The organism is Streptomyces sp. ME19-01-6 (genome assembly GCF_033793745.1).
In the GTDB taxonomy this organism is placed as follows: domain Bacteria; phylum Actinomycetota; class Actinomycetes; order Streptomycetales; family Streptomycetaceae; genus Streptomyces.
The window spans coordinates 138935-152061 of record NZ_JARAXF010000021.1; the positions used below are offsets into that span (position 1 = coordinate 138935).

The 13127-nt window shown below is 69.2% G+C and carries 15 protein-coding genes and 3 pseudogenes; 8 read left to right on the plus strand and 10 right to left on the minus strand.

Annotation, left to right across the window (positions count from 1 at the left end; genetic code table 11):
* Positions 1-30: 30 nt before the first annotated feature.
* The 6 genes from PV419_RS35765 to PV419_RS35790 all read left to right on the plus strand — a co-directional run bounded on the left by PV419_RS35765 (position 31) and on the right by PV419_RS35790 (position 3760).
* Positions 31-279, plus strand: a complete 249-nt coding sequence (locus tag PV419_RS35765) for a hypothetical protein (protein ID WP_319696097.1) — start codon at positions 31-33, stop codon at positions 277-279.
* Positions 280-351: 72 nt separating this feature from the next.
* Positions 352-699, plus strand: coding sequence for a hypothetical protein (locus PV419_RS35770; RefSeq protein WP_319696099.1), 348 nt, complete (start codon positions 352-354; stop codon positions 697-699).
* Between the two features lie 340 nt (positions 700-1039).
* A complete protein-coding gene (locus PV419_RS35775; protein WP_319696101.1) occupies positions 1040-1186 on the plus strand; it encodes a keywimysin-related RiPP in 147 nt (48 codons plus the stop codon).
* 38 nt (positions 1187-1224) lie between these two features.
* Positions 1225-3045: an asparagine synthase-related protein gene (locus tag PV419_RS35780; protein WP_319696103.1), complete on the plus strand. Its 1821-nt coding sequence runs from the start codon at positions 1225-1227 to the stop codon at positions 3043-3045.
* A gap of 32 nt (positions 3046-3077) precedes the next feature.
* Positions 3078-3338, plus strand: coding sequence for a lasso peptide biosynthesis PqqD family chaperone (locus tag PV419_RS35785; RefSeq protein ID WP_319696104.1), 261 nt, complete (start codon positions 3078-3080; stop codon positions 3336-3338).
* A complete protein-coding gene (locus PV419_RS35790) occupies positions 3335-3760 on the plus strand; it encodes a lasso peptide biosynthesis B2 protein (RefSeq protein ID WP_319696105.1) in 426 nt (141 codons plus the stop codon). Before PV419_RS35785 ends, PV419_RS35790 begins: the two co-directional genes overlap by 4 nt.
* A gap of 560 nt (positions 3761-4320) precedes the next feature.
* Here the strand turns inward: PV419_RS35790 and PV419_RS35795 are convergent.
* A complete protein-coding gene (locus tag PV419_RS35795; protein ID WP_319696107.1) occupies positions 4321-5178 on the minus strand; it encodes a hypothetical protein in 858 nt (285 codons plus the stop codon).
* A gap of 153 nt (positions 5179-5331) precedes the next feature.
* On the opposite strand from PV419_RS35795, the pseudogene PV419_RS35800 reads away from it, so the two are divergent.
* Positions 5332-5950: pseudogene (locus PV419_RS35800) on the plus strand (transposase); the annotation flags it as partial.
* Positions 5951-6621: 671 nt separating this feature from the next.
* On the opposite strand, the gene PV419_RS35805 reads toward PV419_RS35800, so the two are convergent.
* The 3 genes and pseudogenes from PV419_RS35805 to PV419_RS35815 form a co-directional block, all read right to left on the minus strand.
* Positions 6622-6948 (minus strand): hypothetical protein, encoded by a 327-nt coding sequence (locus PV419_RS35805; protein WP_319696108.1) that lies wholly within the window; start codon positions 6946-6948, stop codon positions 6622-6624.
* Between the two features lie 53 nt (positions 6949-7001).
* Positions 7002-7367: pseudogene (locus PV419_RS35810) on the minus strand (site-specific integrase); the annotation flags it as partial.
* Positions 7368-7393: 26 nt separating this feature from the next.
* Positions 7394-7594, minus strand: coding sequence for a hypothetical protein (locus PV419_RS35815; RefSeq protein ID WP_319696109.1), 201 nt, complete (start codon positions 7592-7594; stop codon positions 7394-7396).
* Between the two features lie 92 nt (positions 7595-7686).
* Between PV419_RS35815 and PV419_RS35820 the strand changes: the two are divergent.
* Positions 7687-8455: pseudogene (locus tag PV419_RS35820) on the plus strand (transposase).
* Between the two features lie 69 nt (positions 8456-8524).
* On the opposite strand, the gene PV419_RS35825 reads toward PV419_RS35820, so the two are convergent.
* The 6 genes from PV419_RS35825 to PV419_RS35850 all read right to left on the minus strand — a co-directional run bounded on the left by PV419_RS35825 (position 8525) and on the right by PV419_RS35850 (position 13021).
* Positions 8525-8959: a VOC family protein gene (locus PV419_RS35825; RefSeq protein WP_319696110.1), complete on the minus strand. Its 435-nt coding sequence runs from the start codon at positions 8957-8959 to the stop codon at positions 8525-8527.
* A gap of 197 nt (positions 8960-9156) precedes the next feature.
* A complete protein-coding gene (locus tag PV419_RS35830; RefSeq protein WP_319696111.1) occupies positions 9157-9357 on the minus strand; it encodes a hypothetical protein in 201 nt (66 codons plus the stop codon).
* Between the two features lie 46 nt (positions 9358-9403).
* Complete coding sequence (locus PV419_RS35835) at positions 9404-10072, minus strand: response regulator transcription factor (protein WP_319696113.1); 669 nt, start codon at positions 10070-10072, stop codon at positions 9404-9406.
* Positions 10069-11301 (minus strand): sensor histidine kinase, encoded by a 1233-nt coding sequence (locus tag PV419_RS35840; RefSeq protein ID WP_319696115.1) that lies wholly within the window; start codon positions 11299-11301, stop codon positions 10069-10071. The genes PV419_RS35835 and PV419_RS35840 overlap by 4 nt, the downstream gene beginning before the upstream one ends.
* A 14-nt stretch (positions 11302-11315) precedes the next feature.
* Positions 11316-12113 carry an ABC transporter permease gene (locus PV419_RS35845; protein WP_319696118.1) on the minus strand — a complete coding sequence of 266 codons (798 nt, stop codon included), beginning with the start codon at positions 12111-12113 and terminating at the stop codon, positions 11316-11318.
* Positions 12110-13021, minus strand: coding sequence for an ABC transporter ATP-binding protein (locus tag PV419_RS35850; RefSeq protein ID WP_319696120.1), 912 nt, complete (start codon positions 13019-13021; stop codon positions 12110-12112). Before PV419_RS35850 ends, PV419_RS35845 begins: the two co-directional genes overlap by 4 nt.
* Positions 13022-13127 lie beyond the last annotated feature (106 nt).

Genomic DNA, 13127 nt, shown 5'->3' on the forward strand with positions numbered 1-13127 from the left:
CCGCCACTGAGTCAGAGGGAACTGCGTCACATGACTGATGGAGCAGACGGCGAGGCGTGGGGCGACATCGAGGTAAACCGGTGGGGCTTCCTGCTCAACACGCTTTCGGCGGTGGCGATCTGCGGAGTTGTTGCCGTGCTGGTCGGGCTGGTGATGCTTCTCTTCGGAGACTCAGCAGGCACCGCACTCCTGGTCATAGCGGTCGGCGTGGGCGCCGCGTGCGGAAGCTCGCCCAGTCACGGCATATGGGCGAGCACTTGTGGACCCGCAAGGGTGTGAACCCCATCATCTACTTCGCTGTCGTCTACGCCATTGTCCTTGTCGTTGTCGTCGTTGCCTTCGATATCTTCCTTGCTCTTCGCCGCGCTGCTGCTCATACCGAGAGGGTTTCACCGCACGTACTTGTTCACCGGAGGGCTGGTCCATAGCAACAACAGCTTCCTTCAGGTCTACACCTGGCAAGACATCGAGCGTGTGGAGACACAGCCCAAGCGCCGAAAGTCCGGCCAAATCATGCCGGGCAATGAGAATTACTACTTCGTCACCCGCCGTCCCCGCCGGTTTCGCGGCAGTAAGAAGATACTCAAGGTGAGGGCAGTCTCTTTCAAGAACGGCGAGGACCCGTTTTACCAGCCGGTCCTCGAAGCGGCGCGCCGGGAAAACATATCCGTTGTGCAGTCCTCACGCCTCCTCCCCTGACTCGTCTGTGTCGGTAACGCCGAATCGTGAAACGACGCGTACCGACACGGACGAAGGGGGCGTACGGATCGGACCATCTGCGCGGCGGTGAAGTCAGAGGTGGTCAGGGTGAAAGTAAGAGGGAGCATTCCGGATTATTCATGGCAGGACGGTTGATCGTGAATCTTGAATCGCGCTGAGTCGCGTGATTCCCTGTCGATCAGGCCCAGGGCGGCGATCGGGACGCAAGTCCCCTTGGCAAGCGGCCGGTTGGGAGTCATCCCGGCGTCCGCGAAACCTTCCGCACCCGAACGCGTTCCGCCCTGAGCGGTCACACCAGTCAACGGGGAGGTGAACTGTGATGCAGGGCGACGAAATCCAGGAGACCAACGAGCTCCAGACCTATGAGACCCCCAAGATGGTCGAGTGTGGTTCCTTCCAGGAGGACACCGGCTACTTCGGTCTGACCGGCTACGAGAACGTTATCCACTTCTACGACAGGCTCTAGGCCGACGCTGATGCGGCACACCCCCTAAGGACATTGACATGGCCGATGCCGGTTGGCAGTACTTCGTCGCGCTGCCGGATAACGAGGGCGCGGCAGCCGCCATCGGCCGGCTCCCGACGGACGGCGTGCACATCCTGCTGAGGCACCGGTCCGGCCGGCCCTGTGCGGCCGGCCGGCTGGCCGAAGGCCGGGCCCTGGTGGCCGAACGGGGCGACACCCGGCTCGCCGTGATCGGCCACTGCTCGGCGACCCAGGACGAACTCGCCGCGGCGGCCGCCCGAATCGACGATGTGACCGACCTCGACCGACTGGGCCTGGCCTGGGCCGGCAGCTACCACCTCGTCGCCTCCGTACGGGGCCGCCTGCGCGTACAGGGCACCGCCTCCGGACTGCGCCGTATCTTCCACGGTGAGCTCGGCGCCCTCACTGTCGCCGCGGACCGCGCGGACGTCCTGGCAACCGTGCTGGACGCCCCGCTCGACCCGGCCCTGCTCGCCCTGCGCACCCTGGACGCGCTGCCGCACCCCCTGGGTGACCTACCGCCGTGGCGCAACGTCTCCGCAGTGCCTCCGGGCTCGTACCTGGCGCTGCCCCCGGACGGGCGGCGGCCCCTGGTCACACCCTGGTGGCAGGCCCCCGAACCGGTGCGTTCACTGACCGAGGGCGGCCGGCTGCTGCGCCAGGCACTGGACGACGCCGTGCGGGTGCGTACCCGCGGCGCCCAGCCCGTCAGCGCGGACCTCTCCGGCGGCATGGACTCCACCAGCATCGCCCTGTTGGCCGCCCGGTACCGGCCCGCACTCACCACGCTCACCATGGAGAACGACGACCAGGCCGACGAGGACGTCGAGTGGGCCAGGCAGGCCGCTGCCGGCCTGCCGGACCTCAACCACATCATCTACTCCAACCGCGAACTGCCCCACTTCTGGAGCGGCCTCATGGAGGTGGACGGCGTTCCCGACGAGCCGTCCATCGCCGTGCTGAGCGCGCCCCGACTGCGCGCCGTGCGACAGCGGGCCCTCGCGCACGGCTCGCGGCTGCACCTCGACGGACTCGGTGGCGACCAACTGCTGTGCGGCCACCCGGCCTATCAGCACGACCTGTTGCGCCGCAGGCCGCTGTTGGCCGCCCAGCGTCTGAGGGTGCTGAACCAGCTGCGCCGAAGCAGCTGGGGCGCCACGGCCCGAGGTCTGCTGGACGGCCGCTCCTACCGCCGCTGGTTCGCGGACCGGGCCCACGGCCGCGTCCGTCGCGCCCCGAGCCCCCTGTCCGACTGGGGCCACTTCCCGGGCCTGCCCGTATGGCTCACCCCGGACGCCAGGGACCTGATCACCCGCACCCTGCACGACACAGCCGCAACGGCTGAGCCGCTCGCGCCGACGCGGGGGCGGCACAACGACCTCCTGGGCATCCAGGACGCCGGACGGCTCGTCCGCCAGTGCCACCAACTGACCGAAACCCAGGACTTCAGCCATACCTCCCCCTTCCTCGACGATCAGGTCATCCAGGCATGCCTGGCCGTACGGCCCGAACAACGCGTCACCCCCTGGGAGTTCAAGCCGCTCATCAAGACGGCGATGGCAGACGTCATGCCGCCAGGGGTACTGACCCGGCGGACCAAGGGCGACGGCACCACGCTCGTCGCCGAGGGCTTCGAAAAGCACCGGCGGGAACTCGCGGAACTGTGGGACGGTTCCCGCCTGGCCGCGCTGGGCCTGATCGACCCCGGGCCGCTGCGCGAGCTCTTCGACCTGTCCTACACCAACCGCCTCCACCAGGGTGCGATGCAGTCCACGCTCAGCTGTGAACTGTGGGCCCGGGCCACGGCCACCCAGCCGGCAGCCGCCACCCACCCCTGAGCCCGCCACAGGACCCGAGGCAGGAGACACCCATGACATGGAGACTGCACCCCGACGTCTCAACCGTGGACACCGACTACGGAACGGTTCTGCTGGACGGCAGGGACGGCCGCTACTGGCAGCTCAACCCGACCGCCTCCCTCGCCTTCCGAGCCCTGGTCGACGGCAGCACGGTGCAGGAGACCACCGAGCGGCTGATGGCCACCTACGACGTCGACGAGCCACGCGCCCGCGCGGACGTGGAGCAGCTGATGGCCAGTCTCCAGCAGGCGAAGGTGGTGCAGCAGCGGTGAGTTCGGTCGTACCGCACCGGACGAAGGTCCGGCTCTCCCCGGGCCGCCGCCTGCTGGTGTTGCTCGCCGTGGCCGTCGCCCGTCGCCTGGCCGCCAAGCCACCGGCCCGGACCCGCGCCATACTCACCCGCCTGCGCAGGGGCGCCCGCCCGGCCACGTACGCGGAGGCCCGCGCCGCCCAGGAGGCCGTGGTGGCCGTCAGCCTCCGCTGCGCCGGGGACGAGGGGTGCCTGCCCCGTTCACTGGCGACCGTCCTGCTGTGCCGGGCACGCGGCACCTGGCCCACCTGGACGGTGGGCGTACGGGCTCGGCTGCCGTTCGGCGCCCACGCGTGGGTGGAGGCCGAGGGACGCATGGTCGAGGAGAAGGCGGACCCTTCCTACTTCCGGCCCCTGTTCTCGGTGCCGGCAAAAGGTGCGTAATGTCCTGAGTCAGGGCTTCGGATGAGCCATGGGTCCCGTCTCACCGGGTGACCGCAGCGCAGTGATTTCGTCGCACTGCGTCACTGGTAGAGGTCCCTGTCATGTCCGCTCCGTAGACTCCCCGTTGGGGCGCGGGCCAGGGCCCTGGCCAGGTTCCACCAGCCGGATACGGTCCCCCCGCGGGCTACGGCCCGCAGCAACCCGGTGCCTACCAGTCCTCTCTCCCGTACAGCCCCGAGGCCGGGGCGGGATATCCACCCCATCCGATGACGATGCTTCCCGTGATCGTGGGCTTTGTGTGCGCGCTCCGGTTCGGCAAGGGCGGCCCTGTGAACAGGAGGACGGTGATTGGGGTTGAGGAACATCGGACGAAACCGGCGCTAAGCCCTTCGCACGCCTGAGAGCGCTTTGACCTGGACTTCTGTGGAGGCGGAACCCTCGACAATCGTGTTGATCATTGGTTGTGTGGAGGTCCGGGGTGCCGGTCGAGTTTCTGATGGATGCGCAAGCCGCCCGTACGCGGCGTACAACGGGGCGTGCGCCGCCCTGTCCGCCGCCGGTCAGAGGGTCTCGCCGGTGCAGGACCCGTGGGTGCCGCAGGCATAGCAGGTGTACCGCATGCATCCCGTGCACAGTCCGATGTTCTCCAGCCGGTAGCGGTCCCCGCAGCCGTCGCACGCGGCCCGCTCCCGCAGCATGGCCTTCCAGCCGTCGCCGCCCCCGATGGAGTCGTAGGAGGCGGCGACGAACTCCGCCCACGCGATGTCATGGTCGGTCCAGTGTTTGAGGTGCCAGGAGTACACCGCGAAGAACGCCTTGCCGGTCAGGAGGTGGTCGCGCCCACGACCGTCGCGGATCCACAGCCGGACGAGCTCCCTGATCCGCGCCTCAAGCGGCAGTCCGCAGTCGAGGACGACGTGGTCGCTGTTCACCGCCTCATCATGTGGCACCTCGCCCGCCACCTCGGTGACATCACTCCGGGCACCGTGAACCGACAACTCTCCCATGGGGCCCACTTGGGATCCTGCGGCCTCGGCATACCACGTGACGACGTGAGCTGTGAGCTCATCGATCGAGTAATCGATCTTCGTCCGGACGCGGTCCGGGTTGAGGAGCATGGCCTTGAACGGCCATGGCCCCTCCATGTGAACCACATGTTCCTCTGTGTCGTCGGTCAGTACGGCCGTGCGTCCGCCATCCAGGGCGACGACCCAGTAGACGCCGCCGTCCTCCGGGTCATGAAACACCTGTATCCGGGCTGCGTCGATACCCGCCGCCAACAGCGCGCCGATAACCCCGTATCGATTGGCAACGCCGGGGGGATTCCCCATCTCCCTCCACATCACCCTGGTCGCGGTGGGCGGCACTTGCGTCGGCCGAGTGGGGCCTGGTTCGGGGCAGTCGGCGGCGTCTCCCACGTACATGTGGATGGGACTCCTTCGTGGCGGTTGCACCGGGCCCACAATCTTGTCGTACGGGGATCGCTAGTGCTCTGACCGTATAGGTTCGCCGGTTTAGTGATCGTGGCGGCTGAATGGGCGGTGACGTCCGATCCGACCGCTGGAGGCACGGTGGCCGAGCCTGTCCGTGTGCGCAGACTGACCGACCAGGAAGGGCAGAAGCTGCAGCAGATCGTGCGCCGGGGCAGCACGAGTCGGTGCGCTATCGGCGCGCATGCTGCTTTTGGGCTCGGCCGGCGGGAACCGGGTTCCGGGGATCGCCCAGCTGGTGCAGGCCGACGAGGACACCGTCCGCGACGTGATCCACCGGTTCAACGAGATCGGCCTGCCTGGCCCCTCGGCGAACGGCGTTGGCCGCGCTGGAGTCCATCCGTACCGCCCGACCCGACGGCGCGCCGATCTACTGATCCTGGACATCCTGTCCGCCCATCAAGGCGCCGGCATCCGCCGCTGTGCGAAGAAGAACAAGGTCGAGCTGTGCTGCACCCCGACCTACGCGTCCTGGGCCAACCCGATCGAGGCGCGCTTCGGACCGCTGAGGCAGTTCACCATCGCCAACTCCAACCACCTCAACCACCCGGTGCAGACCCGGTCCCTGCACGCTTACCTTCGGTGGCGCAAAGCCAACGCACGCCACCGTGATGTCCTGGCCGCCGAACGCAAGGAACGCGCCCGGATCAGGAGCGAGAGAGGTGTCCGCCGGGGCGGACGCGCCCTCAAAGCTGCAGCCCGACCCAACCCGGCAAACCTGCGCGGTCACAGCACTGGCTCAGCCAGACGGTGGTGGTGACGCGGAACGCTGCTCGGCCCTGGCGACTCGTTCCTCAAGGGCCCGGATGCGGTCGTAGAGATCGACCAGAGTCACGCCGTTGGCAACCACGCCGGGGCGCTGCCAGTGCCTCCGCACAAAATCCTCTCGGCTCTCCTGCTCCGACTGGTGGATTCCGGTCGGAGCCGAGGCGTGTGGCGCCGTCGCTGGCCTGGGCTCGTTTCGCCCGAGCGAGGCCTTTTGCAGCTTCAGTACAGCCACCGCACCGAGCACGATGACCACGAGAGCGGCGACGGGTATCAGCAAGAACCAGTTGGCCGACATGAGAACCCCCCGAGTCCGTTGCAGTGTGTCGAATCGACACTATCGGTCCTCGGCCACGTCCGGAGTCAGTCCTTCTGGTGGTGCTGAAGCTTCTCTGCGGTGTCTTGAGCCCTTGTCGCTTGCGTCGAAAACCCGGCGAACGTTCGTGGCCAACGCGCCAGTGGCTGCTGGGCGGTCAGCAGACCACCTCCAGGATCTGATCCTGGAGGTGGTCGTGGGGCGTCGACCGAGTGTGTTCGTCCGGCCGGTCAGCGTGGAGGAAGGTTGTCGGTGGCAAGACGGCACGTGGTGTCATGTCCCCGACCGGCTCAGAGCAAAGCACGCAGTTCGCGGGCTGCGTCGGTGGCGTCGAGCAGGCGGGCGCCGTTCGGGAGCAGGACCAGCTGGCCCGAAGCAACAGCCCGTGCCGCGACCCCCGCCCGCTCCCAGACCAAAACGATCTGCAGGATGACCGCCTGGTAGGCATGGTGGGCGTCGCTTCCGCGAGGCTTCCCGTACCGGCGGTACAGCTCCTTGTCCACCCGGTTCCGGGCCTGCTCACGTCCCAGCCCGACGCCCGTGAACACCACCGTGAACGTACTGGCGGCGAGAGCGACGATCTCCTCGCCGAGCAACGCCTCGACGTCAGTCTCCATACCCGAACTCCCGGTCATGACCGGGACGTTATCAACACACATGCGACGCGCCTGCGGCGGCGGGTGCGCGGCCGGGCGCCCTTGGCTTTCACTGGGGCCCGGCGGCCGGCCAGGTCCAGCTCCTCGATGTTGATGCCGAGGATCTCGTCCGCCCGCGCGCACGTCTCGTAGAGCATCCGCCACAGGGTCTTCTCCCGGAGGTGGGCGTCGCGGCGTGCGATCAGCCGGTCGATCACCATCTTCGAGCGGGCCGGGGTTTCGGAGTCCGGCGGGGTGAGCCGCTTCACCCATATCGGCACCTTCGGGCCGTCGTAGCCGCGCTCTCTGCACCGGCCGAGCCAGGACAGCACGGAGGCCCGGCGGGCGTTCCAGGTGTTGACTGCTGAGCTGCCCCACAGCAGTTCGAGGGCCTCGCCCAACTGCCATCGGCAGTCCGCGCGACGGTCTACGGCCGGACGCACCGCGCCAGCTCGCCGTACTTCATGCCGCTGGAGTAGAGGACCCCCTGGTGATTGCGACCCATGAACTTGATGCCTTGGGTACGCCGCTCCACATGAGTCAACCGGAGGATTTGGGTGCCCAACTCGGTCGAGAGCTCCAGGAGGTCGCCGGGCTGGAGGTTCTCGGCGAGGACATCGATTGTCATGGCGGGGATGGTACGGCGTGATCGCGAGATGGCTCAGCGAAGGATGACTCTGAGGTGCCTGAGCAGACCGGCCACAGTGGAATGATCTTGTTGTGGCTGGTGTGATCGCGGCGTCGGAGCCGTCCTGGACAGCCCCGTTCGCCGGACTGAGACCCCACCTGTTCGGGAAGCTGGTGACGGTTATGCGGCGTGAGGGTGCGGACGCGGTCCGCAAGGGCCGTCCGTGGAGCCTGTCGCTGGAGGACCGGGCACTGCTGGTCGCGGCCTACTGGCGCACGAGCCTGACCATGCGCCAACTGGCCCAGCTGTTCGGGGTGTCCAAGTCGGCGGCGGACCGGATCACCGATCACCTCGGGCCCATGCTCGCCCTCCAGCCCCGCAAGCGGTTCGCGAAGGACACCGTGCTGATCGTGGACGGCACCCTGGTGCCCATCCGCGATCACACCGTCGCCGAGCAGGCGAAGAACCATTGGTACTCGACCAACCACCAGGTCGTCATCGACGCCGACTCCCGACTCGTTGTCGCCGTCGGCCGACCGGTCACGGGCAACCGCAACGATTGCAAGGCGTGGGAACTTTCCGGTGCGAAGGCCGCCGTCGGCCGGGCCACGGTCATCGCGGACGGCGGCTATTGGGGCACCGGCCTGCTCATCCCACACCGCCATGAACGCGGCCAGACCGACTGCCAGCTTGGAAAGAGGAGCACAACGCCTCCCACCGCAAGGTCCGGGCCCGCGTCGAGAACGTCTTCGCGCGGATGAGGCATGGAAGGTCCTTCGTGACTGCCGTCTGAAAGGCGACGTCGGCACGCCGCCATGCTCGGCATCGCCCGGGCTGCACAACCTCGCCCTCACGGGGTAACTCCCGCCCCATACGAGACCAGAGAGGCTCAGGGGAGGCGGCTCCCCGCCTCCCCGGCTCGGAGAGTGCTCAGTCGATACAGAATTCGTTGCCCTCGATGTCCAGCATTGGGATGCACGACTCGTTTTCCTCATCGGCATACAGCGTTTGCACGTGGGTGGCGCCGAGCGCGACCAGTCGTGCACACTCGGCTTCGAGCGTGGCGAGGCGCTCGTCCCCCACGAGCCCGGTGCCGACCCGGACGTCGAGATGCACGCGATTCTTGACGATCTTGCCTTCGGGGACGCGCTGGAAGTACAGGCGCGGGCCCACGCCTGAGGGATCACTGCAGGCGAACCATGATCCCTGCTTCTCAGGAGGCAGGGTGCGGTTGAATTCGTCCCAGGTGGCGAACCCCTCCGGTGGCAGCGGTATGACGTATCCCAACACTTCGCACCAGAAGCGAGCGAGGCGCTCAGGGTCTGCGCAGTCAAAGGTGACTTGGAACTTCTTGATCGCTGACATCGGCGCACCGTACCGCGTACCAGGGGGACCCTGTCGCTCATTTTCACAGGCGGATCCGCCCGCCACCCGTCGCATCCTGGGCCGCGGTGGATACCAAGTGATCAAACCGTACTCTGCTTGATCGCCGGTGTCTTGTGGGTGACGTGTAGCTGTCCAGATCGAGCGGCTCGCCGCGCGACGTCTGGAGGCGGAGACCGTCAGGGTTGAGTGTCGGGAATATCCGGTTTCGCCGAGCTCGGCATCGCACCCGGCAGGATCACCAGCCGCTCGTCCGCGGCGATTTTGACGTCGTCGGGCAGCCGGGCCGCGTACGTCTCCGTCAGGTCCCGGCTGATCACCGCGATGTCTCCGTTGTCCAACTGCCAGATGTCGGGGCAGCCGTCGGCCACGGAAGACAACGGCTACTGACTGCATGTGTGCATGACACTCATGGCAATGGATCGTCTACTCCGGCCGGACCAGCCGGGTGTCGTACGCGAAGATCACCGCCTGGACGCGGTCCCGGGCGCCGATCTTCGCCAGGATGCGGCCCACGTGCGTCTTGACGGTGGACTCCGCGACGACCAGCCGCTCCGCGATCTCGCCGTTCGTCCAGCCCTGGCCGATCGCCGTGAGTACCTCCCGCTCGCGGCCGGTGAGGGCCGCCAGGCGGGGGTCGGTGCCGTCGGCCGCGCCTGCTCCCGTCGCCGGGAGGTGGTGGGCGTAGCGGTCGAGGAGGCGGCGGGTCAGGGTGGGGGCGACGACCGCGTCGCCGCTTGCCACGGCCCGGATGCCCGCGAGCAGTTCCTCGGGGCGGGCGTCCTTGACGAGGAAGCCGCTCGCGCCGGCGCGCAGACCGGCGTGGGCGTACTCGTCGAGGTCGAAGGTGGTGAGGATCAGCACGCGGGTGCGGCCGCCGGAGGCGATGATCCGGCGGGTCGCCTCGATGCCGTCGAGGCCGGGCATACGGACGTCCATCAGCACCACGTCGGGCTGCAGCTCGGCGCACAGCCGTACGGCCGCGGAGCCGGTCTCGGCCTCGCCGACCAGCGCCATGTCGTCCTGGCTCTCCAACAGCATCCGGAAGCCGAAGCGCTGCATGGCCTGGTCGTCCGCGATCGCCACCGTGGTCACTGCTGCCCGCTCCGCTCGGCCGGTAGATGTACATGTACGCGCCAGCCGCCCGAGGGTAGCGGGCCCGCCGCGAGGGTGCCGCCGTACAGTGCCGCGCGCTGCCGCATGCCGGGGAGGCCCTGGCCCCCGTCGTCCGGGCCGCCCGAGGCGGCGCCGACGCCGGTGTCGGTGATGCCGAGGTCGACGCCGTGCGGGGCGTATCCGAGGGTCACCTCGGCGCTCGCGCCGGGCCCGGCGTGTTTGAGGGTGTTGGTCAGGGCTTCTTGGACGATGCGGTAGACGGCGAGCTGCAGTCCGGGGGAGAGCTCGCCGCCCCGGCCAGAGGTGGTCACCCGCACCGGCAGCCCCGCCTCGCGGACCCGGCCCAGCAGCTGGTCGAGGTCCGCGAGGGCGGGCTGCGGGGCCAGGTCGACCGTCGCGTCCCGCAACATCCCCAGCAGCTTGCGCAGTTCGCCGAGGGCCTCGCGGCTGGTGTCGCCGATGGCTTCCAGGGCCTGTGTCGCGCGCTCGGGGTTCTTGCGGGAGGCGTACGAGCCGCCGTCCGCCAGGCCGGTGATGACGGACAGGTGGTGGCCGATGATGTCGTGCATCTCCCGTGCGATCCGGGCCCGTTCGGCCGCGGTGGCCAGCTGGGCCTGCTGGTCCCGCTCCACCTCCAGCTGCCGGGCCCGCTCCAGCAAGGAGGCCGTGTAGTCGCGGCGGGTGCGGACCGCGAAGCCGCCGAGCACCACGACCGCACAGGTCATCAGGTTCGGTACGAGCTGCCGGTCGAAGTCGCCCTCCGGCCACCGCAGGGCGCCCACGGTGATCTGGGCTACGGCGAGCGCGCCCGCCCAGACCAGCTCGCGCCAGGGCCGCCGCACCGCGATCCCATACAGCAGGACCAGCCGGGCCACCCCCACCTCCAGGGCGATTCCGGTCCAGCTGTCGACGAACCCCGGCACCGCCAGCACGCACATCACGGCCAGCGGTCCGCGCCGCCGCCACGCCACGGGCAGCACGAATCCGGCGCTCACCAGCCACGGCAGCCAGCCCGGCACATCCGTCCCGTGCGCCGTCAGCTTCCACCGCTCGCCGAGGAGGTCGGCCAGCGCGGCCAGGGCCAGTACGCCCGTCAGGAGCAGGTCCCACACCAGCGGCCGCCGGGCGTCGACGTCCCGTACGTGCCGGACGGCCAGGTGGAAGCGGCGGGTCAGCGACAGGGTGCCGGGGGACCACTCGGAGGGCATCGGTCGTCCCTCGGTCACACGTCGCGGCGCCGCAGCAACAGCCCCGCCGCGCCGAGCGCGACCGCCACCCAGGCGCACAGCGCCACCGACGCCGCCCCGGGGGTGAGCAGCCCCGCCTCGGAGCCCGTCCCCATGAGGGCCTCCAGCGTCCGGGAGGGGAAGTACGCGACGGCGTCCTCCGCCGCCCCGAACGGCAGCATGCCCACCACCTCCGGGAGGATCAGCACCCCGCCGATGTACGCGCCGATCCCGGCCGGGACGCCGCGCAGCGCGGCGCCCAGCGCCAGCGAGATCACTCCGATGAGGGCGATTCCGGCCGCCGCGCCGACCAGGGCACGGGCGATCCCGGGGTCGGTCAGCGCGGCCTCCTGGTCGGTGCCGTCCAGGAAGCTCTGGGAGAGCAGGAAGGTGGCGAAGACGGTCACCAGCAGGGTGGCGAAGGCGGTGGCGCCGAAGACGGCAGCCTTGGCCCACAGCACCGGCAGCCGACGGGGAACGGCCGCCATGGTGGCGCGGATCATGCCGGTCGAGTACTCGCCGGCCGCGACCATGACCCCGAGGACGGCGACGATCAGCTGGCTGAACTGGATGCCGAGGAGGGTGAATTGCACCGGACCGGTGGTCCCGTCCCCGTTTCCCGAGCTGTAGTTCGCCCCGATGAACGCACCGAGGGCGATCGTCAGCAGTGCGGTGGCGCCGAGCGCGATCCCCGTGGAGCGCACCGACCACAGCTTGGACCACTCCGAGCGCAGCACGCGTACGGGGGTGACACGGTATGCGGGCGTCGCCCGGGACGCGGTCGCGGCGCTCATGCGGCGACCCCCTCGCGGTACTCGACGGCGTCGTGGGTGAGTTCCATGAAGGCCTCTTCCAAAGAGACGGTGTGCGGGGTGAGTTCGTAGACGGGGATGCCGTGGTGCGCGGCGGTGCGCCCGATGTGCTCACCGTCCGTGCCGGTGACGCGGAGCGTGCCGGGCGCGTCCGAGGCGATCTCGACGCCGGGCGCGGCCAGCAGGTCGCGCAGCCGCCCCGCCTCGGGGCTGACCACCTTGACCTCGCCCACCCCCGCGCTCCGGACGAACTGGTCCACGGTGGTGTCGGCCAGCAGCCGGCCGCGCCCGATGATGATCAACTGCTCGGCGGTGACCGCCATTTCGCTCATCAGATGGGACGAGACGAAGACGGTGCGGCCCTCGGCCGCGAGCCCTTGGAGGAGCGTACGGATCCACCGCACGCCCTCCGGGTCGAGGCCGTTGACCGGCTCGTCGAGGACGACCGTGCCGGGGTCGCCGAGCAGCGCGGCGGCGATGCCCAGCCGCTGGCCCATCCCGAGCGAGAAGCCCCCTACCCGCCGGCCCGCCGCCTCGCGCAGCCCGACCTGGTCGACGACCTGCTCGACGCGGCGGCGGGGGATGCCGTGGGTGTGCGCGAGCGCCATCAGATGGCCGAGCGCCGACCGCCCCTTGTGGACGGACTTGGCCTCCAGGAGGGCGCTGGCCACGGTGAGCGGGGCGGGGTGCTCGGCGTACGGTCGGCCGGCCACGGTGACCCGGCCGCGGGTGGGGGCGTCCAGGCCGAGGATCATGCGCATGGTGGTGGACTTGCCCGCGCCGTTGGGCCCCAGGAAGCCGGTGACCTTGCCCGGCCGGACCGTGAAGCTCAGATCCGCAACCGCCGTTCTGTCCCCGTACCGCTTGGTGAGTCCTCGTGCCTCGATCACGTCTGCCGCCTCTCGCCGCTGGGTTTCTCCTACGGCTTTGAACCTAGGCAGCGAGCTGGGCGAATCCGTCCGCCCGCGGACGGAACTCCCAGGGCCCCGTACGACC

What these genes read in the sequence shown, in the direction of transcription:
- PV419_RS35775 (WP_319696101.1), top strand. Translation starts at nt 1,040, where the DNA reads ATGCAGGGCGACGAAATCCAGGAGACCAACGAGCTCCAGACCTATGAG.
- PV419_RS35785 (WP_319696104.1), top strand. Translation starts at nt 3,078, where the DNA reads ATGACATGGAGACTGCACCCCGACGTCTCAACCGTGGACACCGACTAC.
- PV419_RS35765 (WP_319696097.1), top strand. Translation starts at nt 31, where the DNA reads ATGACTGATGGAGCAGACGGCGAGGCGTGGGGCGACATCGAGGTAAAC.
- PV419_RS35825 (WP_319696110.1), bottom strand. Translation starts at nt 8,959, where the DNA reads ATGTCAGCGATCAAGAAGTTCCAAGTCACCTTTGACTGCGCAGACCCT.
- PV419_RS35845 (WP_319696118.1), bottom strand. Translation starts at nt 12,113, where the DNA reads ATGAGCGCCGCGACCGCGTCCCGGGCGACGCCCGCATACCGTGTCACC.
- PV419_RS35815 (WP_319696109.1), bottom strand. Translation starts at nt 7,594, where the DNA reads ATGACAATCGATGTCCTCGCCGAGAACCTCCAGCCCGGCGACCTCCTG.
- PV419_RS35840 (WP_319696115.1), bottom strand. Translation starts at nt 11,301, where the DNA reads ATGCCCTCCGAGTGGTCCCCCGGCACCCTGTCGCTGACCCGCCGCTTC.
- PV419_RS35805 (WP_319696108.1), bottom strand. Translation starts at nt 6,948, where the DNA reads ATGGAGACTGACGTCGAGGCGTTGCTCGGCGAGGAGATCGTCGCTCTC.
- PV419_RS35780 (WP_319696103.1), top strand. Translation starts at nt 1,225, where the DNA reads ATGGCCGATGCCGGTTGGCAGTACTTCGTCGCGCTGCCGGATAACGAG.